The sequence below is a fragment of the Shewanella sp. cp20 genome, assembly GCF_000832025.1.
Classification (GTDB): Bacteria; Pseudomonadota; Gammaproteobacteria; order Enterobacterales; family Shewanellaceae; genus Shewanella.
Genome location: NZ_JPII01000042.1, coordinates 70126 through 89544, shown reverse-complemented (window position 1 = coordinate 89544; position 19419 = coordinate 70126). Strand labels below are relative to the sequence as shown.

23 protein-coding genes are annotated in these 19419 nt (G+C 55.0%); 10 read left to right on the top strand and 13 right to left on the bottom strand.

Translation table 11 applies throughout. The annotated features are described in order from the left end of the window. Positions 1-45: 45 nt before the first annotated feature. From rraB to DB48_RS14050, 6 genes are all read right to left on the bottom strand, one after another. The gene (gene rraB, locus DB48_RS14075; protein ID WP_041510865.1) at positions 46-453 is read right to left on the bottom strand and encodes a ribonuclease E inhibitor RraB; all 408 of its coding nucleotides are present in this window, start codon (positions 451-453) and stop codon (positions 46-48) included. Between the two features lie 24 nt (positions 454-477). After that, positions 478-1212 carry a 1-acylglycerol-3-phosphate O-acyltransferase gene (locus tag DB48_RS14070; protein WP_041510864.1) on the bottom strand — a complete coding sequence of 245 codons (735 nt, stop codon included), beginning with the start codon at positions 1210-1212 and terminating at the stop codon, positions 478-480. A 235-nt stretch (positions 1213-1447) separates the two neighbouring features. Beyond that, positions 1448-2239, bottom strand: a complete 792-nt coding sequence (locus DB48_RS14065) for a metal ABC transporter permease (protein ID WP_041510863.1) — start codon at positions 2237-2239, stop codon at positions 1448-1450. 57 nt (positions 2240-2296) lie between these two features. Beyond that, positions 2297-3208, bottom strand: coding sequence for a metal ABC transporter solute-binding protein, Zn/Mn family (locus tag DB48_RS14060; protein WP_041510862.1), 912 nt, complete (start codon positions 3206-3208; stop codon positions 2297-2299). Next, on the bottom strand, positions 3192-4391 hold the full coding sequence (locus DB48_RS14055; protein ID WP_041510861.1) for a hypothetical protein: 1200 nt from the start codon (positions 4389-4391) through the stop codon (positions 3192-3194). The genes DB48_RS14060 and DB48_RS14055 overlap by 17 nt, the downstream gene beginning before the upstream one ends. 78 nt (positions 4392-4469) lie before the next feature. After that, positions 4470-4763: a hypothetical protein gene (locus DB48_RS14050; protein ID WP_041510911.1), complete on the bottom strand. Its 294-nt coding sequence runs from the start codon at positions 4761-4763 to the stop codon at positions 4470-4472. Between the two features lie 261 nt (positions 4764-5024). Here DB48_RS14050 and DB48_RS20530 point away from each other — a divergent pair, with 261 nt between their 5' ends. Then, entirely contained in the window at positions 5025-5150 is a 126-nt protein-coding gene (locus DB48_RS20530; RefSeq protein ID WP_268747965.1) for a hypothetical protein, read from the top strand. 67 nt (positions 5151-5217) lie between these two features. On the opposite strand, the gene DB48_RS14045 is transcribed toward DB48_RS20530, so the two are convergent. After that, on the bottom strand, positions 5218-5553 hold the full coding sequence (locus DB48_RS14045) for a hypothetical protein (RefSeq protein WP_041510860.1): 336 nt from the start codon (positions 5551-5553) through the stop codon (positions 5218-5220). Between the two features lie 123 nt (positions 5554-5676). Between DB48_RS14045 and DB48_RS14040 the strand changes: the two genes are divergently transcribed. Further along, positions 5677-7299 (top strand): mechanosensitive ion channel family protein, encoded by a 1623-nt coding sequence (locus DB48_RS14040; protein ID WP_041510859.1) that lies wholly within the window; start codon positions 5677-5679, stop codon positions 7297-7299. Between the two features lie 69 nt (positions 7300-7368). On the opposite strand, the gene DB48_RS14035 is transcribed toward DB48_RS14040, so the two are convergent. Continuing rightward, positions 7369-9063, bottom strand: a complete 1695-nt coding sequence (locus DB48_RS14035; protein ID WP_041510858.1) for a formate--tetrahydrofolate ligase — start codon at positions 9061-9063, stop codon at positions 7369-7371. A gap of 173 nt (positions 9064-9236) precedes the next feature. Here DB48_RS14035 and DB48_RS14030 point away from each other — a divergent pair, with 173 nt between their 5' ends. Beyond that, positions 9237-10127 (top strand): aldo/keto reductase, encoded by an 891-nt coding sequence (locus DB48_RS14030; protein ID WP_041510857.1) that lies wholly within the window; start codon positions 9237-9239, stop codon positions 10125-10127. 108 nt (positions 10128-10235) lie between these two features. On the opposite strand, the gene DB48_RS14025 is transcribed toward DB48_RS14030, so the two are convergent. Then, complete coding sequence (locus DB48_RS14025) at positions 10236-11075, bottom strand: MaoC/PaaZ C-terminal domain-containing protein (RefSeq protein ID WP_152619170.1); 840 nt, start codon at positions 11073-11075, stop codon at positions 10236-10238. A 202-nt stretch (positions 11076-11277) separates the two neighbouring features. Here DB48_RS14025 and DB48_RS14020 point away from each other — a divergent pair, with 202 nt between their 5' ends. Then, complete coding sequence (locus tag DB48_RS14020; protein WP_041510856.1) at positions 11278-12060, top strand: methyltransferase; 783 nt, start codon at positions 11278-11280, stop codon at positions 12058-12060. Between the two features lie 8 nt (positions 12061-12068). Here the strand turns inward: DB48_RS14020 and DB48_RS14015 are convergent, their stop codons facing one another. Both DB48_RS14015 and DB48_RS14010 read right to left on the bottom strand, forming a co-directional pair. Further along, complete coding sequence (locus DB48_RS14015) at positions 12069-12701, bottom strand: chemotaxis protein CheD (RefSeq protein ID WP_041510855.1); 633 nt, start codon at positions 12699-12701, stop codon at positions 12069-12071. Between the two features lie 289 nt (positions 12702-12990). Beyond that, a complete protein-coding gene (locus DB48_RS14010) occupies positions 12991-13875 on the bottom strand; it encodes a TraB/GumN family protein (protein WP_041510854.1) in 885 nt (294 codons plus the stop codon). Between the two features lie 48 nt (positions 13876-13923). On the opposite strand from DB48_RS14010, the gene DB48_RS14005 reads away from it, so the two are divergent. Next, on the top strand, positions 13924-14235 hold the full coding sequence (locus DB48_RS14005) for a hypothetical protein (protein WP_041510853.1): 312 nt from the start codon (positions 13924-13926) through the stop codon (positions 14233-14235). 116 nt (positions 14236-14351) lie between these two features. Next, entirely contained in the window at positions 14352-16124 is a 1773-nt protein-coding gene (locus tag DB48_RS14000) for a bifunctional diguanylate cyclase/phosphodiesterase (protein ID WP_041510852.1), read from the top strand. A 14-nt stretch (positions 16125-16138) separates the two neighbouring features. On the opposite strand, the gene DB48_RS13995 is transcribed toward DB48_RS14000, so the two are convergent. Then, a complete protein-coding gene (locus DB48_RS13995; RefSeq protein ID WP_041510851.1) occupies positions 16139-16660 on the bottom strand; it encodes a DUF3016 domain-containing protein in 522 nt (173 codons plus the stop codon). A gap of 248 nt (positions 16661-16908) precedes the next feature. Here DB48_RS13995 and DB48_RS13990 point away from each other — a divergent pair, with 248 nt between their 5' ends. Continuing rightward, entirely contained in the window at positions 16909-17217 is a 309-nt protein-coding gene (locus DB48_RS13990; protein WP_041510850.1) for a hypothetical protein, read from the top strand. Positions 17218-17415: 198 nt separating this feature from the next. Continuing rightward, positions 17416-17715: a hypothetical protein gene (locus DB48_RS13985; protein ID WP_052813793.1), complete on the top strand. Its 300-nt coding sequence runs from the start codon at positions 17416-17418 to the stop codon at positions 17713-17715. Between the two features lie 21 nt (positions 17716-17736). On the opposite strand, the gene DB48_RS13980 is transcribed toward DB48_RS13985, so the two are convergent. Beyond that, positions 17737-18246 (bottom strand): DUF4240 domain-containing protein, encoded by a 510-nt coding sequence (locus DB48_RS13980; RefSeq protein ID WP_041510848.1) that lies wholly within the window; start codon positions 18244-18246, stop codon positions 17737-17739. 144 nt (positions 18247-18390) lie between these two features. Here DB48_RS13980 and DB48_RS13975 point away from each other — a divergent pair, with 144 nt between their 5' ends. Together DB48_RS13975 and DB48_RS13970 are read left to right on the top strand one after the other, a co-directional pair. Further along, the gene (locus DB48_RS13975) at positions 18391-18801 is read left to right on the top strand and encodes a hypothetical protein (protein ID WP_041510847.1); all 411 of its coding nucleotides are present in this window, start codon (positions 18391-18393) and stop codon (positions 18799-18801) included. A 251-nt stretch (positions 18802-19052) separates the two neighbouring features. Beyond that, positions 19053-19325, top strand: coding sequence for an HU family DNA-binding protein (locus DB48_RS13970; protein WP_011864236.1), 273 nt, complete (start codon positions 19053-19055; stop codon positions 19323-19325). Positions 19326-19419: the final 94 nt, after the last annotated feature.

The following is a 19419-nucleotide window of genomic DNA, read 5'->3' as shown; positions in this document are numbered from 1 at the left end:
CTTTTTAATGGCAGCTGCTAAATGGCAACAGCTTAATAAAACAGCTTAATGGAAGCGAGAGTCTTCCTCTTCATACTCCTCGTCGTCACCTTCCATATCGTCGCCGATGAAGTAGGTGCCCCAGCCGTCGTAATCCACCTTCAGCTTAGCAGCCAGCTGGATCAAATCTTCACAGGCCTTGTCCAGCAAAGCCACGTCGAGTTTATGGTAGGCGATAGCATCGAAACAGAAGAGCACTGAGCCGTCTTCCAGCTCCATCTCTTCGGCATCGTTCACCTCGAAGCCCATCTTAAAGGCTTCTACCGCCGCCTTCTCCAGACGGTCGAAGTTAGTGGCCGAGAAGTGATGTTCTATGGTGTATTCGGCATCGGGCTCAGAACCATCGGCAAGAATCGCGTCGACGATCTCCTGGTTTTCCTGTTTCTGTTCCTGCAACTGACGTTCTGTAGACATGGATCTCTCCGAATAAAAGTGTTCTTAATTAATTGCTTTCTTGGCCATCAGGGCGCTGGCTTCCTGATTCAGCTGAGCCAGCTTCTCCGCCATCATGGCATGAATCCGAGTCGATAGCTCTTTTACCTGCGACTTAGCCAGGCCTTTGGTCTCTATGGGATCCATCATCTCGATGATCACCACGCCGTTATTCCAGCGGTTAAGCTTAATATGTTCCTGATTCGAAGCCAACACAGGCACCATGGCAACACCGGCCTCGATGGCGGTATGGAAGGCGCCCGCCTTGAAAGGCAGCAACCCCTTGCCCCGTGAACGCGTGCCCTCGGGGAAGATCCAGATCGAGAGGCACTTATCTTTAATCTTCTTCGCGGTCTGCGCCATGGTCTCGAAGGCGCGGTTACGGTTCTTACGGTCGATCAATATGTTCCCTGACAACCAGTAGATCTGGCCGAAGAAAGGGATCCACGCCAGGCTCTTCTTACCCAGGCTGACGGTGCCCTTAGGCACGGCGGCCGTATGGGTAAACATATCGAAATTGTTCTGATGGTTAGCCAGGAAGATGCAGGGCTCGCTGCGCTCCACCTTGGGCTTGCGTACCACGACCTTGACCCCTAAGACAGGCGCGGCCCAGGAAAATATCTTAGCAAACAGATGCACATTGTCTCTATGGCGGGGGCGCAGCAGACAATAGAGGCCACCGAAGACAAAGGCCAACAACAACATGATGGCTAAGATCAGAGATCTGAAGATTAACAGCACAACTTACTCCTGTGATTTCAGTGGCGACATTATAGCAGCAGGCCTTTTGACTTACACCTGTCGTCTTAGGGCCCCAAAGGGCTTACAGCATACCTGCCAAGTGTTAACGATATAAGTCATGGAATTAACAGTGAAAAAACATCGCCTCAACGGAACGCAGCCAAGAAAAAAGCGGGAGAGTGCCTGTTGCACCCTACCCGCTCATCTCTCAAGCACCTCGTCTTTATCGACTTTTCTAGTTGGCACTAACCTTCGTAATCGAACTTTCCCTCATTAGACGAGGCTGTAACAGACGAAACGCCACTGTGCTGACCGCCAGGGTCGCCACAATCGCCGCGCCGCTCGGCAGGTCGAAACTGGCCGACAGCAACAGGCCAATGCCATAGCCCAGCAGACCCACCAGATAGGCCAGCGGCCATTTGCCCCTGCCGCGCAGCTTGTTAACCGCCAGCGCCGGCAGGATAAGGGAGCTGAACACCAGATAGACGCCCACCAGCTCTACCGACAGGGTGATCACTAAGGCAAACAACAGATAGAAACCGGCGCCATTGAGTATGGCCGGGCGCAGGGCGATGATCGCCAGCACCAGCGCAGACACCACGGCAGGCAGAATCAGCTGTGACCAGTTCACCCAGAGGATCTGCCCAGACATCAACTGCTTAAGCATCTCTGCGCCGTGGGGATCGTTTGACAGCAATAACATGGCCGCCACCGCCGATAGCACATAGAAGCAACCTATGATCGCCTCCAGCTCGTTGGCCATCCGCTTGGCCAGCCAGGCGATAAACCCTGCCCCTAAGAGGGCAAACAGGGCCGGCATCCAGACAGTGACATAGGCTAGATGCTCCAGCTCGTGGTTGGTGTGAGCGATGATGGCCCCCAGCGCCGCCACCTGGGCGATCGCCAGGTCGATGAAGATGATGCCGCGCTTGAGCACCTGACTGCCCAGCAGCACATGGGTTGAGAGTACCAAGATACCCGCGGCGAAGGCGGGTAGCAGGATGGATAAGAGATCGAGATCAAACATGATTGAGTACCAAAAAACGAACAACGGCGCCCCATGGGGCGCCGGATATAAGCCAGGCTAGCGATTCACACCCAGCAATAACTGGATAACGCTGTCGTACAGGCCGAAGAGGTCCTGTGCGTCATCGTTACCGCCGACCGACATGGGCAGATTCACCACTGGCAGGCCGGTGCGCTCACCGAGCCACTTGGCCCCGCGCTCATCCTGATAGGAGGCGACTATGATGGCCATCACATCCCCCTGACCGGCACGCCCCTGCAGGCTTGCCAGGTGACCCGTGCTCGGCGGCAGCCCCGGCTTGGGCTCGAGATCCCCCACCTGCTCCATGCCTAACCAGTTGAACAGGTAGCGGAAGCTGGTGTGATAGGCGATCACCTTCTTGCCCTGAAGCGGCGCCACCTGTGACTGCCAGCGGCCTATCGCCGCCTGCCAGCGCTGACTGAAATCGGCCAGGGCCGACTCGTAGCCCGCGGCATTATCCGGATCGAGCGCTACCATCTTGGCCGACAAGGCCTTAGCCACCTGGAGCAGGCGTTCGGGGTCGAAGTGCAGGTGTGGATTGCCCTGGGCATGCACATCACCCATGCTGCGATCGACCTGGGCCAGCTGATCCAGCGTCTGGATATGCTCGGCGGCAAAGAAGAGCCCCTTATCGGTGGAGCGGACCTGGGCGTTGGCCGACTTCATCTGCAACATGGGCAACCAGCCTACCTCGAGATCGGCACCGGCACATACGGCCAGATCCGCCTGGCGCATCTTGGCGATCAGGCTAGGCCTGGCCTGAACCTGATGCGGGTCCTGCATCGCAGTCGTCGCGGCGTACACCTTAGCATCCGGCGCCAGCTCCTTGGATAGCGCGGCATATTCAGGCTCGCAGGCGAAGATATTGAGTTTCGCCTGTGCTCCACAGGCAAAGCTGAGTGCCAGCGCCGCAACGCCGGCCTTTAAGTAATTAGAATTGATGCGCACCGTGAGCCCCCAGAGTCATAACATATTGAAGTGTAATGACGTTATCGTCGGTGATGCCGTCAAAGTTAGTGCCCTGCTGATTGGTATATTGTAGACGCACGGTCGAGAAATGGCTGTGGTGCCAGGCCAGGCTCACCTCTGTCTCTTTCAGTTTCTGTGCATCGAAATGCTCATCGTGCAAAAGATGTGTATCGACCTGTCCGTATCTCACGCCCGCCGACCAATTTGGCGAGAACTGATATACAGAGCTGAGGTACCAGCCGGTGTGAGCATCCGGCTTTGAGGTGTCGTGATCGTCAACCAGATCATGGTCGTGCTCCTCGAGCGGCGCATAGTCGCTGACGCGGAAATACTCGCCGCTCAGAGTTAGATGCTGATACTTGTAGTTACCCTGTGGTGCCCACTTGTAGACGAAGTCTGCGATATAGGTGTTCTCACCCGTGTACCTGGCCCCATGGCTGTGGTCATGATCGTGCTCTTCTTCGGCCACCACGGCTTCTTCATGCTCCTCATGGGCAGTGAGACGGCCGTTCTCGTTACGCAGGTAACTCAGGCCCAGCATCCAGGAACTGCTGACGCCTATGTCGCCACCCAGCTTAGTGTAGGCGGTGTAGACGCCGACACTCTTAAACTCGCGCTCACCGTGCTCATCTTCGGCGCGCATACTGTCGCCCTTGAAGGCCTCGATACCCATGGTCCAGTAGAGGTCGGTCGGCGCGACATAGTCCAGACGCACACCGTCATCGAAATAGTGGCTGCCGAGGAAGGCGCGATAGGCCGCGGGGCGATCCGAGAAGGCATCTGTGTGCACATGTTGATTGTTGAGATAGCCTACATCCGACAGGAAACGACCGCCGCGCATCGACAGACCATAGGGCATGCCCAGGGTCTGGATGAAGGCCTCCTCCAGCCCCACCTCGGTCTCGCCGTCATGGACCTCGATCACCGAGGTCAGCTTGCCGTAGAACATGTCATCTATGTTGGCGCTCAGTGCCAGCTCGGTATGACCCAGGCCAAAGCCTTCGACCCGTTCGGCCATTGGACGCTCGGCGTTTTGATAATAACCATCGAGTACGGCGCTAATAGCAGGATTCGTCAGGGTAGGATCCGCCGCAAAACTTAAGTTTGGCAAAAAGGCACAGGCAAGTGCTACCGCCGACAGGCGGGCATCGAAATTCATCATAATGTCTCCAAAAAAATAGCTAAACGACTCTGCTGCCAAGGGGGCGCAGAGTATTAATCATCTTAATTTTTTGAGGTATTACGATAAGGCGGGCGGGGCGCGACTTTGGAAATAGTCGACATGAACGGCTACAAGCGCAGTAGACTCTCGCAGCGGCACTTCCACCGAGAGAGTGGGCAGGCTAAAGCTGAACTCGCCGACCGGCAAGACGCTGTTAAGCTGCAGTTTTTGAATACACAGGGTACAGTGAGTCGTCGCCCCGTCGTCCAGATGTTCGAGGCTATGTGCCGGGGCGAGCACAGACAAGCAGAACAATACGGCACTAAGCCATATCGCCACTCCTCTTACTTTTGCTCTTACCGATATTGCCATGAGATCAACTGGAACCATTCAAATTCCGACCAAGTTTAGGGATAAGAGTGATGAAGTCAAGCCACAATTGACGCCCGCTCGAGCAGGAATGTAACAAAAGTTATTGGAAAATTTTACTTGGGCGCCACGCCAAAGCGTGGCCCACATCACGGCCAGATTGGCTAAAATTAAGTCTGACTTAAGTTAGTGACACTAAGATTACAGCCATAGTGGCAATCGGCTACCGACTCTTCCCATTCAAGGTTAAAGGAAATGCTCTCTATGAAGGAATTTTTTCGCGAAAATTTCAAAATGCTGTTCTGGACCACGATCTTTATCGTCGCCATCCTGGGCGGGATCTATTACGTCGAAGCGGCGCTCGAGGCCCAGGTTCAAGTCATAGATTAAGATGGCGAGCGCTAAGCCAAGATAAAGCCCGGCCTCTTCTTAGCTGGCTTTCACCAGCCAGCTCATCTCAGCGATACTTCTGTCGCTGCTCGCTGTCATCCACCTCTTGCCTCGGCGGCGCTTGAATCACCTTGAGGTGATCCATCATATGGCTCACCAGCAATATCATCACGGCAAATATCGCCACAGGCGTAGTCAGGTTGCGCCAGTCAGGCAAGAAATAGCCCAAGACCAGCATCAGCAGGCCCAGATAGAAGCCGAGTATTTTCAATCGCATCAAGATGGCACTTCGCCCTAGCCAGGCCTCGCAGTGGGGGCATTGGATCTGCGCGTCCAGCCCCTTGCCCCGTTGGGCATCGACCTGAGCGGCGCGAAAGGAATGACTACAGTGAGGACAAAGCACAACAAACTCTCAAATAACGACAAAGAGTGCTAGTCTACCAGATTGAACCGCCGCGCGTTGTGAATTTACAGCGCAGATGGAACAGATTATGATCCAGCGATTAGCTAACACAGGACGGATAATATGTTACGCACCTTAGCCCTGGCGCTGGTGACTATGATGGCGCTAGCCCATCTTCCCGCCACCGCCGATGAAGCCCTCCAGACACCTCAGCCCCTGACCGAACTGACTCAACTGCAACAGACCATAGATTTAGACATCGCTAAACTTGGCAACGCCAATGGTGAGATGAAGCAGTTCATCGAGTATCGCATCAAGGAACACGCCAATCAGGTCCATGACAAGTTCAAGGTGCTGATGAAGCAACAACCGCTGGATAAGGCTGCACTTCTGCCGCTACTGCAGAAGCATCTGGCCTTCATCGATAAGGTGGCCGACTACTACGCCGCCGATATCGACCAATATAAACAACAACTTGGCAGTGATAATGACACAGGTGTCATGTATAAGCTGGCCATGCGGGACCGTCAGCGCGACGAGATCCTCGGCGCGAAATACGAGACCCTCACCTGGCTAGATGAGCTAGGCGAAGACACTCAGGCCATCAAGACGCAACTCACGACTCAGCTACTCAAGCGCTCAGACATGCTCAACAGCCTGGTACACTTTACCCAGGACAAGCTCAAGTTGGCCGTCGACGAGGCGGCTAAGGCGGGTAAGGATGTCACTGCCGAGCAGACCGCCCTGGTCACCAATCTCAACGAGCGACTCAGCCTCACCAGCGCCAGCCTGTCGGTGGCGATCGAGCTGCTGGACGCCCTGAGCCAGGACACCACAGTGCTAAAACAGACCCTGTTTAGCATCTCAGGGGATATCACCCAGGATGTACTCAATGTCGACGTGGCCAGCAACCTGCTGGATCAGTGGTGGAACAAGGCTAAGAATCAGTTGCTGGATAACGGCCCAGGGCTGTTGTTCAAGCTGTTTGTCTTCCTGCTGATCCTCTTTTTAGCCCACCTGGCGGGCAAGGCGGTGCAGCGCATCGTCAAGAAGATGGTCAGTAACTCTAAGCTGAAATTCAGCAAGCTGCTGCAAGACTTCTTCATCTCCCTGTCGGGTAAGACGGTATTTGCATTGGGTCTGATGATCGCCCTGTCACAACTGGGCTTCGAGCTTGGCCCACTACTGGCGGGCTTCGGCGTCGCGGGTGTCATCATAGGCTTCGCCCTGCAAGATACCCTGTCCAACTTCGCCTCGGGCATGATGATCCTCATCTATCGCCCCTATGATGTGGGCGACCTGATCAACGCCGCGGGCGTCACCGGCAAGGTGAGCCAGATGAGCCTGGTCTCCACCACCATCAAGACCCTGGACAACCAGCGTCTGATCATCCCCAACAACAAGATCTGGGGCGATACCATCAACAACATCACGGTAGAACATCAACGCCGCGTCGACATGACCTTCGGCATTGGCTATGGCGACAACATAGAACACGCCGAACAGGTGCTGCGCGGCATAGTCGAAGAGCATCCAAAGGTGCTCAAGCAACCCGAGCCGACGGTGAAGCTGCATCTGCTGGGCGAGTCTTCGGTGGATTTCGTGGTGCGCCCTTGGGTCAAGCCGGAAGATTACTGGGATGTGTACTGGGACATCACCCGCGCGGTGAAGATGCGCTTCGATCAGGAAAAGATCTCCATTCCTTTCCCACAGCGCGACGTGCATATCTATCAGACAGAAAAATAGTCGCTAACCTAAAAACGCCTGCAATTGCAGGCGTTTTTTTATCTCACTAGAGCCGATAACCCACCCGCCTTAGGCCAGTCCGGTGATCTCCCCCTGCTCATCGATATCGATATTAAGGTAGCCTGGGCGTATTCCCAGCCCCGGCATTGTCATCACCTTACCCACCAGCGCCGTGATAAAGCCGGCGCCGGCATTGAGTTTCAGCTCGGCGATGGGTAACTCAAATCCCTGCGGTGCCCCCTTGAGCTTAGGATCATGGCTGACCGACATGGGCGTCTTGGCGATGCACAGCGCCAGCTTATCGAATCCATGGCGTTGCAGCTGAGCCAGCTGGGTCTTGGCCTTGTCGGATAGGCTGATGCCTCCGGCGCCATAACCCGCCTCGGCGATGGTCAGCAACTTGGCCTCGATGGACTGCTTGGTCTCATAGAGATAACGGAACTGGCTCGGCTGCTCTGTGGCGCGCACCACGGCCTCGGCTAATGCCACGGCGCCCTCGGCGCCCTGAGAGAAGGCTTCGCAGACCTCACAGGCAAATACCCCCTCTTGCAGCACGCGGGCCTTGAGCCAGTCCAGCTCCTCCTGGGCATCCTCGGCGAAACGGTTAATCGACACCACCAGCGGCAGGCCATACTTGGCCACATTGTTGATGTGCCAGCTTAAGTTGGCATAGCCGGCGGCGAGCTTGTCCATCTCGCTTCCCGCCTGGGGATCATGGGACTTGAGCGCCTTAATCGTTACCACTAACACAGCCGCATCCGGCGCATTGCCCGACTGACGCGTCTTGATGTTACAGAATTTCTCGAAGCCCATGTCGGAGCCGAAGCCTCCTTCGGTCACCACAACATCCGCCAGCCTGAGGGCGATATCGTCGGCGATGACCGACGAGTTGCCGTGGGCGATATTGGCGAAGGGGCCGGCGTGGATCAGACAAGGCGCGCCGCTTAACGTCTGCATGAGTGTCGGCGAGATGGCCTGACTCATGATGGCCGTCATGGCGCCAGCCACGCCGAGATCTTCGGCGCTGATATAGTCGCCCTGTTTATTCTGCGCCAGCACGATACGGCCGATGCGGGCACGCAGATCCTTAAGATCCCGGCTCAACGCGAGGATCGCCATCAGCTCGGAGGCGGCGCTGATATCGAAGCCTCCCCGATGCACAGGGCCGTTGACCTCGCCCAGGCCAACCGTGATGGTACGTAGGCTGCGCTCGTTCTGATCCACTACCCGGCGCCATAAGATCTTCTCGGGATCGATATCCAAAGGCGCGAGCCCGGACTGCTCGAAAAAGGCATCACCGCCCAGGCGCTGCTCGTGATACAGGCGGGCATCGATAGCCGCTGCCGCCAAGTTATGGGCACTGGTCACGGCATGTATGTCACCGGTCAAGTGCAGATTCAGGTCTTCCATGGGCACCACCTGGGCCAGGCCACCACCGGCGGCGCCGCCCTTGATACCAAATACCGGGCCCATGCTAGGCTGGCGGATACAGGCGCAGCTCTTCTTGCCTATCGCCTGCAAGCCCTGAGTCAGGCCTATGCTGGTGACCGTCTTGCCTTCGCCAAAGGGGGTCGGCGTGACTGCGGTGACTATCACTAACTTACCTTGTTTGTTATCTTTAATTCGGTTTGTGATAGCCAGATCTACCTTGGCCTTGGTCCTGCCATAGGGGCTTAATTCATGGGGCAAGATCCCGAAGGCAGTGGCAATGTCTTCTATGGGTTGCAAGCTGGCTTGGCGTGAAATTTCGATGTCAGTCAGCATATAGCGCTCCTACAATAAATAAGCATGAAAAAAAGCGAGCTGGTGCGAATATAGAGCAAAAAATGGCCACAACAAACCTATTCATTGTCGCTGACGGCATTAATTAAGGATTTATGAATCTAAATCAATAAAATGATTATTAATGGAAAAAATTAATCCAAACGGAGCGGCCCATGAGTCAGCAAAGCTTTACATTCTCCCCCTTTATTGCCGGCTTCTGGCGCCTCGATAGTTGGCAACAGACGCCACAGCAGACCCTGGCGTTAATCCAGCACTATCTCAGCCTAGGCGTGACCTGTATGGATCATGCCGACATCTACGGCGAATACAGCTGCGAGACTTTATTTGGCCGCGCCCTGGCCCTCGAGCCCTCGCTTCGACAACAGATGCAGATAGTCACTAAATGCGGTATCAAGCCCGCCTTTGGCTCCACGCCTGAGCGCTACGTCAATCACTATGACACCGGCTACCAACACATTCTCACCAGCGTCGACAACTCATTGAAGGCGCTGCAGATAGAGGAGATAGACCTGCTGCTCATTCACAGGCCCGATCCCCTGATGAATGCCGATGAGGTCGCCCAGGCCTTCGAACAGCTCTATCAGACCGGCAAGGTGCGCCACTTTGGCGTCTCTAACTTCACCCCGGCCCAGTTCGACCTGCTGCAGTCCCGCCTGGATCGCCCCTTGGTGACCAACCAGCTAGAGATCTCTCCCATGGCCATGCATACACTGAGCGATGGCAGCCTAGATCAGGCGCAGCAGTATCGCTGTCCTCCCATGGCCTGGTCTTGTCTCGGGGGCGGTGAGATCTTCCACAGCCAGAGCGAGCAAGCCGTTAGGCTACGTAAGACCCTGAGCCAGATAGCCGCCAACCATGGCACGGACGATATCAGCCAGATCATCTATGCCTGGGTAATGGCCCTCCCCAGCCAGCCAAAGCCCATCATAGGCAGCGGCAATCCGGCGCGCATCAGCGCCGCCGTGGCTTCTAGCGAGATCACACTGGACAGACAAGAGTGGTTTAGCATCTGGCAGGCCGCCACCGGCCACAGCGTGCCCTAGGGCCTATTGACAGCAACAAAAAAGCCAGCAATCCGCTGGCTTTATCATTTCTAACTCAATGCATGAGGCTCAGATTTGAGACTTGAGCATAAGGCTTAGTCCTGAAACTTAGTCGTGAAACTTCACCTGTCCCGTCAGATGAGGTCTGCGTCCCTTGACGTCACGCAGTTCAAACATCAGGCCTTCGGCGCTCTCGGTGTCGAAATCGAAGCTTACCTGAGCCGGCATCAAGAGGGGTAACTTAAAGGCCACCTCTATGGTACAAGGCTTGTCGCCGATCTCTGGCATCAGCTGGGCGACACTTCTCGCCTTAGACCACATGCCGTGGGCCAACACGCGGTCGAAACCGAAACGCTTGGACAGCACAGGATGCAGGTGGATCAGGTTATAGTCGCCCGATGCCTTGGCATAGCGACGGCCGAGATCTTCACTCAGCTCCCAGCTCACCGGATTAGACCAGCTCATTGGGGTCGCCTTAGGTGGACGGGCGCGCTTACCGCTGCCCTCGATACGATAGAGATAGGTCGATAGCGACTCCCACACCAGCTCGCCGCCGACGAAGGCGCGGGACACCAGCTCAAATTCCAGCCCAGAGTCGGTCATCTGGCTGCTGGTCAACTCACACTCGAGATCGTAACGTTCATCAACACCCGTGGTGCGATAACGGGTAATGCTGTTCTTGAGGTGGATCATCCCCAGCAGGGGGAAGGTAATAGCATCTAAGGTAAAGATGCTGGCGTGCAGACGAAACACCATGACATAGAGATAGGTCAGGGGCAGCTGCTGGCCATCGAACTCGAAGCCACACACCTTGGCATATTGGGCGACCTTATCCGCGCGCACGGTCACCTGTGGACAGGTCACCTTAACATGGGGCAACGGCTGCTCATCCCAGCCTGGCTTTCGGCCAAAAAAGATCTTGCGATAAAGCGATAACAGCGACGGCATCGCCTTAAGTTCAACACAAATTTCTTTATTCACGCTATCCAAACCCTTCACACTTTACTCAGCCTAAAAATTGCAAGCCCGCGAGTATACCCCAAATTCACGCTTTTTACCTAAACCTTAAGTCTGTTTAATGCGCGCCGCCCGTGCCTATGGCAAAATAGCCCTCCTAATTTCAGTCAGCTTTTCCCATGGGCGTCACTCAGTGCAAGACAAAAACTTCGATGCATTAGCCGGTAAATTTGCCAAAAACATCTACGGTACCCCTAAGGGCGAGGTTCGCGCCGCCGTGCTATGGCGGGATCTCTCCCAGGCCCTGACCCGACTCCCCGAGGGGCCTCTGCGCATTTTGGATGCCGGTGGCGGCTTCGGCTTCTTCAGCCAGAAGCTGGCAAAGATGGGCCACAGCGTCACCCTGTGCGATATCTCCAGCGAGATGTTGGCCCTGGGCAAGGCACAGATAGAAGCCTATGAGGAGAGCAGCGGCGAAAAACTGGATATCACACTGCTGCACGCACCGATCCAATCTCTGACCCGAGACTATCTTGGCCAGTTCGACCTCATCCTCTGCCACGCGGTCGCCGAGTGGCTCAGCGATGCCAGGCAGACGCTGGCCGATCTCACCCAGCTGTTAAAACCACAGGGCCTGTTCTCCCTAATGTTTTACAACAAGGAGGCGATGCGCTTTCACAGCCTGATCTCCGGCAACTTCGACTATGTGGCGGCGGATTTTAAGGTGAAGAAGAAGGTGGGGCTAACCCCTAGTTATCCCCTGTATATAGAGGATGTGCGGGCCTGGGTGACAGATTGGCAGATGGAGCTGGTATCGGAGTCGGGCGTTAGAGTGATCCACGATTATCTCAAGACCCACCAGCCCCCCAATGCCGATTTCAGCCAACTGCTGGAGATGGAGCTGCAATACTCGACTCACCGCGCCTACATAGCCCTGGGGCGATACGTCCACTTCATTACCCGTTGGCAAAGATAGCTAGCTCACTAGTCGAACAGCTCCACCTGGCTCTCGCCCTGAGCGGTGACTATCTGCTTCAGGTAGCGCTGCTCTTCACTCATCATCTTAGTGATCCGCTCCGGCGACAGACGCATCAGCTTGACCTTGCCGCTATTGGGATGAAACAACACCTTGCGCGGCCAGGGGCCACCGAGATCTTCACTCACTATCTCTATCCCCTCGGTCTTGAGGTAGTTATTCACGAAGCTGATGTTGGACTCGCCCACGTTCAGCACGCTGGATGCGGTCATCTGAGCACCGCCAAACACCTTGGCCTTGAGACGACTGCGCATGCCACCCAGGTTCAATATGCTGTTGATCAGCTGCTCCATGGCCCAGTTACCATAGCGGCAGGTATAGCTGGTTAGCTGGTGCCAATCTTCATGGAGTTGCCGCTCGGGCAGCAGAAAATGATTGAGACCGCCTATCCCCAACAGAGGGTCCCAGATGCAGGCCGCGACACAAGATCCCAGGCGGGTGAAGATCAGCTCATCGTGGGCGGTGACATAGAAGTTACCTGGGTCGACACGGGCGACCACGGCGTCGTGGCGGGTATCCCACTGACGGGGGATAGCCTCAAACTCGGGTCGAACGGGGAAAAGGGGCGCCTCTGCCTGCATCTTGCCTCCCTGCATCGATGGACTTTGCGCCCATCGATATCTTGGCCAATATTTATACCAATCGTAATAAATAATTGATCATTCTAGCTTGTTAAAACGCTCGATAACTGTATTAGTATTTTTAATTGTAGAATAACTACTTATCTAAAAATCCTGCTTTGTTCTCAAGCGTTTTTCCTGCGCTATTTCTGAGCACATGTTTACTGTGATTGGTATTATCCTGCCTAACAGTATAGCTAAACGACAGACATTGATGCCCTTCAGCTTGGCGCCGAGTTGTAAAGAGGGATTAGTTGCAAGCCGTCTGCCAGCAGTTTTGGACCTTGCCCCCTTCAATGGCGGCAAACTTGGCGGGTATCCCCTTGTCGCCCACCACATGGCCGGCCCCCACCACCACAAACAGTGGCGACGGACCGTCTTGCTGCATCATCAAGGCGCGGATCTTGGCGGTCATCTGCTCGTTGCGCTGCCAGAGCATCTTATCGATAAGCTCCTTATCGCCATCATGCAGCATCTGTCCCTGCATCAAGTCATCCAGGGCGGCCTCATCGCCGCTTCGCCAGGCGCTTATCAGCTGCTCCATCTCCTCGTCAGGGGCATCGATCGCCTCGAGCACCATCTCCCACTGAAGCTTAGGACTGAACGAGGCCATCAGCTCAAACTGAAACTCGGTACTCTCCAGCTCAATCACGGGACGCTCACCATTCTTGCTCTGCAGCACCTGGTCTACGCCCCACTGCGCCTGGTAGCCCAGGGACGCAAAACGCATCACGCTAAACTGCATCGCCTGCATCCAGGGCGCATAGGCTTGCATTGGGGTGCAGATCTCGCTGCGGCTACGGCAATATTCAGCCAGGCGTGCCTGGGTCTTGGCATCTGCCGCCATCTGAGTCAGGCCATATTTGCGGATCAATCCCATGATGTCTGCCTTACTGGTATCGGCCTCGACCGCCAGGGCTCCCGACTTGGCGAAGGCCGTTTCTATCTGCTCAGCCATGGGATAAAAATCGGCCTGACCGATATGAATGGATCCCAACAGATAGGTATGTTTGCCTTGATAACTGATCTTATAGAAGGGTGGTTTGTCGTCGTTCGCGGCCATCGCGCCGAGTGACATGATCCCTGTCAGTAATAAAATCCCTATGGTGAATAAACGCGGTCGACTTGTTGCCATCAGGCTTGCCCCTTATAATTCGGCTAAATTTTTCAACACGAGGCAGTTATGCCACATAGTCACCTCATTGAGCAACTTAAAGAGAACTTGCAGTTGGCCTATCGCCAGGCCATCGATGCCGATGCCAAACTGGATGAGTTAAAGAAGGCCGGCCACGGCAAGTTCACCACCATCTTCACCCAGGAAGAAGGCTTTAGCGCGCGCAGCAACCGCTTCGGCCCCTATGTACAGGAGCTAGCCGACGACATGACCAAGCTGCCTAGCCAAGGCGATGGCCTGGCGCCGGCGCTTGAAACTTTCGTGCGTAAACTCGGGGTGCTGCTGCAGACCCTGCAGGCGTTTAAAAGCCAGGCCAAGTAACTAAGCACCTAAGTAACTAAGCAACTGAATGAGCGGGTAACCTCATACTTTAGTGTCATATTGCTGTCATGGCCTAGTCCTAGAATCGCCCTACTTTTCGTAGGAGGCGGACCTAGATGACAGCAATCGACCTGAGCAGTGAACTGGATAAGATCATCGAGCATGAGAAGATCCATGTGCTGTTTCAGCCCATCTTCAACATCGCGAGCAATAAGCTGCACGGCTTCGAGGCCCTGAGTCGAGGCCCAGAGCATAGCGCCCTCTTCTCTCCTGTGCCCCTGTTTCAGACTGCTGCCCATGAGGGACGCCTGTCACAGCTGGAAGAGATCTGCCGTCGTCACTCCATCAGGCAATTTGACGCCCGCGAACTGCCGGGCAAGCTGTTTATCAACATCTCGCCAAAGGCCCTGTTGGAACCCAGCCACGCCAAGGGACTCACCTTAAGTTTGGTGCAGGAGCTTGGGCTGTCGCCGGATCAGATAGTGATCGAGCTGTCGGAGCAATACCCCGCCGATGATATCGACCTGCTCAAGGAGTGCCTCAACCACTACCGCAGCCAGGGCTTCCTGACCGCCATCGACGATCTGGGCACTGGCTATTCGGGATTGAGGCTCTGGTCAGAGCTGGCGCCAGACTATGTCAAAATCGACCGCCACTTCATCCACCAGATCGACCAATCGCCGGTGAAGCTGGAGTTTGTCCGCTCCATCATAGATCTCTGTCAGAGCCTGAGTTGTAAGGTGATCGCCGAAGGCATAGAGACCCAGGCCGAGTTGGCCCTGCTGACCCAATTGGGGATCGTCTATTGCCAGGGCTACCTTTTGGGGCGCCCCCAGACACAACCGACGCAGACCCTGGCGGCGATGGCGCCCCAGGACACCCGCCAACGTCAGACCCGCTACGCCGAATCGGCCGAAAGCCTGTCCACCCGTACCATATGCGTCTCCCCACAGACCAAGCTAAAGGCGCTGAGCGCCCGTTTCGCCCGCTCGCCTCATCTGCAGGTAGTCGCCATCGTCGATGCCAAGCAGCTGCCACTGGGCGTAGTCGACAGGGCGCAGTTGATGGAGCTGTTCAGCACGCCCTATGGCCGCGCGCTACACGAGAACAGCCCTGTGGCTGAGGTAATGAACGATAAGGTGCTGAAAGTACCCGCCTGCATGCCGATCTCCGAGGTGAGTCAATGCCTGACCGCCGAACATGGCACAGTGGCGCAACATTTCTTGGTGATGCGCGGCCAGCAACTGCTGGGGATAGGCCACACCAAAGATCTGCTGCAACAGATCACCGAGCAGCGGATCAAGATGGCCCGCCACGCCAATCCACTGAGCGGCTTACCCGGTAACATCCCCATCCAGGAGGAGCTGCAACGCCTTGGCCAGCAAGGCAGGGCCTTCTACCTAGCCTACTTCGATCTGTGCCACTTCAAGCCTTATAACGATCTCTACGGCTTCTGCCGGGGAGATGAGGTGATCCAATCCCTGGCAAAGCGTTTACAGCAGCAACTGGGCGCCGACCATTTTGTCGGTCATGTGGGCGGCGATGATTTTGTGGTGATAGGCACTAGCCAGGCGATCGTCGATGAGTGTCGTCGCCTACTCCTCAGCTTCAACCAAGCCAGGGAGGCCTTCTACAGTCCCGACGACTGGCTGGCCCAGAGTGTGATGGCCGAAGACAGACAGGGACAGAGGGTGACTCATCCCCTGATCAGCCTATGTGTCGGCCTGCTACCGCCAGAGGTGACGCGTTACTGCGACGAGCAGGAGCTGTCGGCCTATAGCGCGGCGGCAAAAAAACAGGCCAAAGCCGCATTGAATGGCTTTAGCCTGTTTACGCCCGCGCCCAATGACGGGGCAATTGCTATGTATCGGCCGCTTAAGTTAGCTTAAGAGACAGCCCTGCCTTAAAGCTTGGGCTCCACCGTCTTCTTCAGCCAATCGCTGAGCATCTTAGACTCATATCTCAGCGGCTTGTCATTCATGGTACCCGTGGTGTGCATGAAACTCATGTCTCTGAGTTTCTCGTCGCCGGCAATCACCACCTGCTCACCATCGAGCACCTGATAACTAAAGGTCATGCGCGGCGGATAGATGTCTTTGACCACACGGATATCGTTTGGCGTCGCACCGAAGGTAGGACGCACGTCGCCGGCCAGATCCACATCTGTCACCACCAGCTCTAGTTTTTGGTTGGGCTTGAGCGTCTTCTCGGCCGCCTTGTTGAGATTCTTCGTCAGGGTCTCGAACACGCGCAGCTCGTAGCGAGATTGAATATCGCCTACCGCCTTCACGTCACGATAGCTGTCCACATCCTGCCAAGAGATCTTCACCACTCCGGCCTCGGTGACCGGGTTCTCTTTGGCTTCTTCGGCGGCAAGGTTAAGCGACACCAGCGCCCCCACCAGGAGTAGAGATTGAAACTTCATATTTTGCCTCCTTAATCGCCCAAGCTTGGGACACCTATTGAGTCTTGTTACAACACTGAGTGTACAAAAGCTAACCTGAATATAGGCTTAATGTAAAACACTGGCGAACCTTTTCGCCGCCTTTTTACCTATTGGACAATCACGATTAACCCTTTTCTCCCGGGCCCACAGTTTTTGGCAGCCTTTGTATCAATTTGCTGCACCCCTGGGGTAGACTCTCTTACTCGGCAAGTCTACTAAGGTAAATCATGCAAAATCGATCCGCTCTGCTGTTCGTCGTCATTATCTTCTCGCTGCTAGCAGGCGCCCTCTATTGGATCACCGCAGAAGAGACCCAGCAAACGCCAGAGACCTGGTCGGCCTTCGTCTATGCCCACGGTTACAACTCGGGCCGCTACAAGAAAACCGATGACTTCGAGGACTATGAAAGCTGTAAGACCTTCGCCACCGAACAGGCTAAGGCGCTTGGCGATGTCTTGTGGGAATGTGGACTAAGGTGCCGCTTCGACAACAGCCGTCAGGGCTTTCAGTGCGAGACCATGAAGAATCAGGAGTAAGTCGGCTCCCTTGTCTTCCGAGATCCGCAGACTAACTCCAACTGTTGGTTTTTTATTCAGCTCCTGTTCAAGCAATTGTCATTAACATAGGTATCAATTAAACCGCAGGGCCAGTCTGCAAGCGCACAACAGGGCGCATTAGCATGGCCCGGTTAGCGGCAAAGAATCGAATTTAAGATACTGACAGGAGCTATGACAATGAGCCGACTCACCCGCACAAGATTCTCAGGGAAATTCGCCCTATTGGCCTCGCTAATCCTTGGTTTCGCCTTTATCTCGGGCGTTAACGCCAATGAGCTGACCGACAGCGAACGCGCCGCGGTAGCAAAACACTTCCAGATTCTGGATAAACAGCAAGAAGCGAGCGACAGCCAGAGGCTCGACAGCTTCCAGGCAGACCTGGACAACCAGCTTGAACAGGCCGAGGAAGCCTTTATGGAAGACGCCTGCGCCGAACATGAACTGCAGTTCGACAACGACAGCCAGGTCTGCTTCTAAACCTGACTCGTCGAGACGCCGCTAAAAGGGAAACAACTGAAACAGCTGGGGGTAAGTCGCCTTCAGCTGTTTTTTCTTGTGCGAAAACTTCTTCCCCTGAGGCGTCGCCTGGCCAGAAGGCACAAAGGGCAACTCCTCGCCGGTGCGATCCTCATAGATCTGCCCGGCGAGCAGATCGTAATCTTCCACGAAGGGATAGGCATAGCCGTCCTTCTCCGGCCAAGCTGGCAGCTGCGTCAAGGCATCTGGCTCCAGCAGTATCCGCTCGAACCACTCCTGGCCCAGCGAGATTAAGAAAGCACGAAACTCGGCAAAACCATACTCGCTGTCGCAGCCCGTGACGATATAAGCCGCCCCCCAGAGCGACCAGAGATAGGCCCTGCGCATCTGCTGGGAAAACAGCTTATCGAAGGCCGCCAGCTCCTCGTTACTCAACTCGGTCAGCTTGGCCTTAAGCTCGGCCGCCAGGCTTTCCTGATCCTGCTGAGGTTCGCTGCGGGTCACTAACTGCCAAAATTCACTCTCTGTCATGGGGTTCTCACGCTATCTAAGTCCGCCACATCTTACCCTAACTGGCAACGCTGAGCAGCAAAGATAGGCAAATTAGGCAAAGCATTGGACTAAGTTGCACCATTTTTCTACACTGCGGGGCAAATCATTCACCCAAGAGCCAAGATGAACCGACCGACTCCCAGCATACTGCTACTGATCGCCCTCTATATCGTTATCGCCATTCTCGCCGGCTGGCGCGCGTTAGACAGCCAGACACTCGATCTCTTTACCCTGGGCGTGATCCCTGTGCTGATCGGGCTGATCGCACGCACCAACTGGGCTAGCCTGGTACTGAAGATCTATATTGGCATACAAACCCTGGGGTTCACGGCGCTTGGAGCCACAGCGGTGATCGCCTATCAGATCACCCCTGAAGACGTTAAGGTGGTGGTGCGTGGACAGGAACTGCCTATCTGGGCTATCGCCCTGGTGATCACCATACTCTTGAGTTTTCAGTGGTATATGGCCTTCTCTAAGAGCATGAAACAGTATCTGCCACAAGCGGCGCAAACGAGCGATAAACGCGAGGCTTAAATAATCCCCCAGGCAAATCAGCAAAATAAGGCCCAAGCCTTGTCTGGTGAGCCTTTCAAGCCAAGAGTGGGAAATATCGGCCGCTTTTTGCTGCCACTAAGGTAAATTTTTACTGAATTTGACTGAAAGCACCCTTTGGGCGCATAAAACCGCTTTCATTATAGGGATGCTTGTGGCATGTTAAGTCCAGCAATTGCAAGTATCTAATGTAATTGGTATTACTAAATCTACGGAAAGAAGAGACTATCCAAATGAATAAAACTGAACTTGTTGCAAAAATAGCGGAAAGCGCTGAACTCACTAAAGCTGAAGCTGCTCGCGCCTTAAAGTCTTTCGAAGAAACGGTAGCGGAAGCGATGAAGAACGGCGAAAAAATCTCTATTGTAGGTTTTGGTTCTTTCGAGACCACTAGCCGTGCAGCACGTACAGGCCGCAACCCACAGACGGGCAAAGAAATTCAGATCCCAGCGGCTGTAGTACCTAAGTTTAAAGCCGGTAAGACGCTAAAAGACAGCGTAAACTAAATCGGTATTTAATCCGTCGAAAAAACCTCCGCCATGGAGGTTTTTTTATGCACCTTCCTAGTGCATGCTCTGCCTCATTTTTAATCAATCGCTT

Coding starts and splice junctions, on each gene's coding strand:
- rraB (WP_041510865.1), bottom strand. CDS start 453: ATGTCTACAGAACGTCAGTTGCAGGAACAGAAACAGGAAAACCAGGAG.
- DB48_RS14065 (WP_041510863.1), bottom strand. CDS start 2,239: ATGTTTGATCTCGATCTCTTATCCATCCTGCTACCCGCCTTCGCCGCG.
- DB48_RS14055 (WP_041510861.1), bottom strand. CDS start 4,391: ATGATGAATTTCGATGCCCGCCTGTCGGCGGTAGCACTTGCCTGTGCC.
- DB48_RS14050 (WP_041510911.1), bottom strand. CDS start 4,763: ATGGCAATATCGGTAAGAGCAAAAGTAAGAGGAGTGGCGATATGGCTT.
- DB48_RS20530 (WP_268747965.1), top strand. CDS start 5,025: ATGAAGGAATTTTTTCGCGAAAATTTCAAAATGCTGTTCTGGACCACG.
- DB48_RS14040 (WP_041510859.1), top strand. CDS start 5,677: ATGTTACGCACCTTAGCCCTGGCGCTGGTGACTATGATGGCGCTAGCC.
- DB48_RS14035 (WP_041510858.1), bottom strand. CDS start 9,063: ATGCTGACTGACATCGAAATTTCACGCCAAGCCAGCTTGCAACCCATA.
- DB48_RS14030 (WP_041510857.1), top strand. CDS start 9,237: ATGAGTCAGCAAAGCTTTACATTCTCCCCCTTTATTGCCGGCTTCTGG.
- DB48_RS14025 (WP_152619170.1), bottom strand. CDS start 11,075: ATGCCGTCGCTGTTATCGCTTTATCGCAAGATCTTTTTTGGCCGAAAG.
- DB48_RS14015 (WP_041510855.1), bottom strand. CDS start 12,701: ATGCAGGCAGAGGCGCCCCTTTTCCCCGTTCGACCCGAGTTTGAGGCT.
- DB48_RS14010 (WP_041510854.1), bottom strand. CDS start 13,875: ATGGCAACAAGTCGACCGCGTTTATTCACCATAGGGATTTTATTACTG.
- DB48_RS14005 (WP_041510853.1), top strand. CDS start 13,924: ATGCCACATAGTCACCTCATTGAGCAACTTAAAGAGAACTTGCAGTTG.
- DB48_RS14000 (WP_041510852.1), top strand. CDS start 14,352: ATGACAGCAATCGACCTGAGCAGTGAACTGGATAAGATCATCGAGCAT.
- DB48_RS13995 (WP_041510851.1), bottom strand. CDS start 16,660: ATGAAGTTTCAATCTCTACTCCTGGTGGGGGCGCTGGTGTCGCTTAAC.
- DB48_RS13990 (WP_041510850.1), top strand. CDS start 16,909: ATGCAAAATCGATCCGCTCTGCTGTTCGTCGTCATTATCTTCTCGCTG.
- DB48_RS13985 (WP_052813793.1), top strand. CDS start 17,416: ATGAGCCGACTCACCCGCACAAGATTCTCAGGGAAATTCGCCCTATTG.
- DB48_RS13980 (WP_041510848.1), bottom strand. CDS start 18,246: ATGACAGAGAGTGAATTTTGGCAGTTAGTGACCCGCAGCGAACCTCAG.
- DB48_RS13975 (WP_041510847.1), top strand. CDS start 18,391: ATGAACCGACCGACTCCCAGCATACTGCTACTGATCGCCCTCTATATC.
- DB48_RS13970 (WP_011864236.1), top strand. CDS start 19,053: ATGAATAAAACTGAACTTGTTGCAAAAATAGCGGAAAGCGCTGAACTC.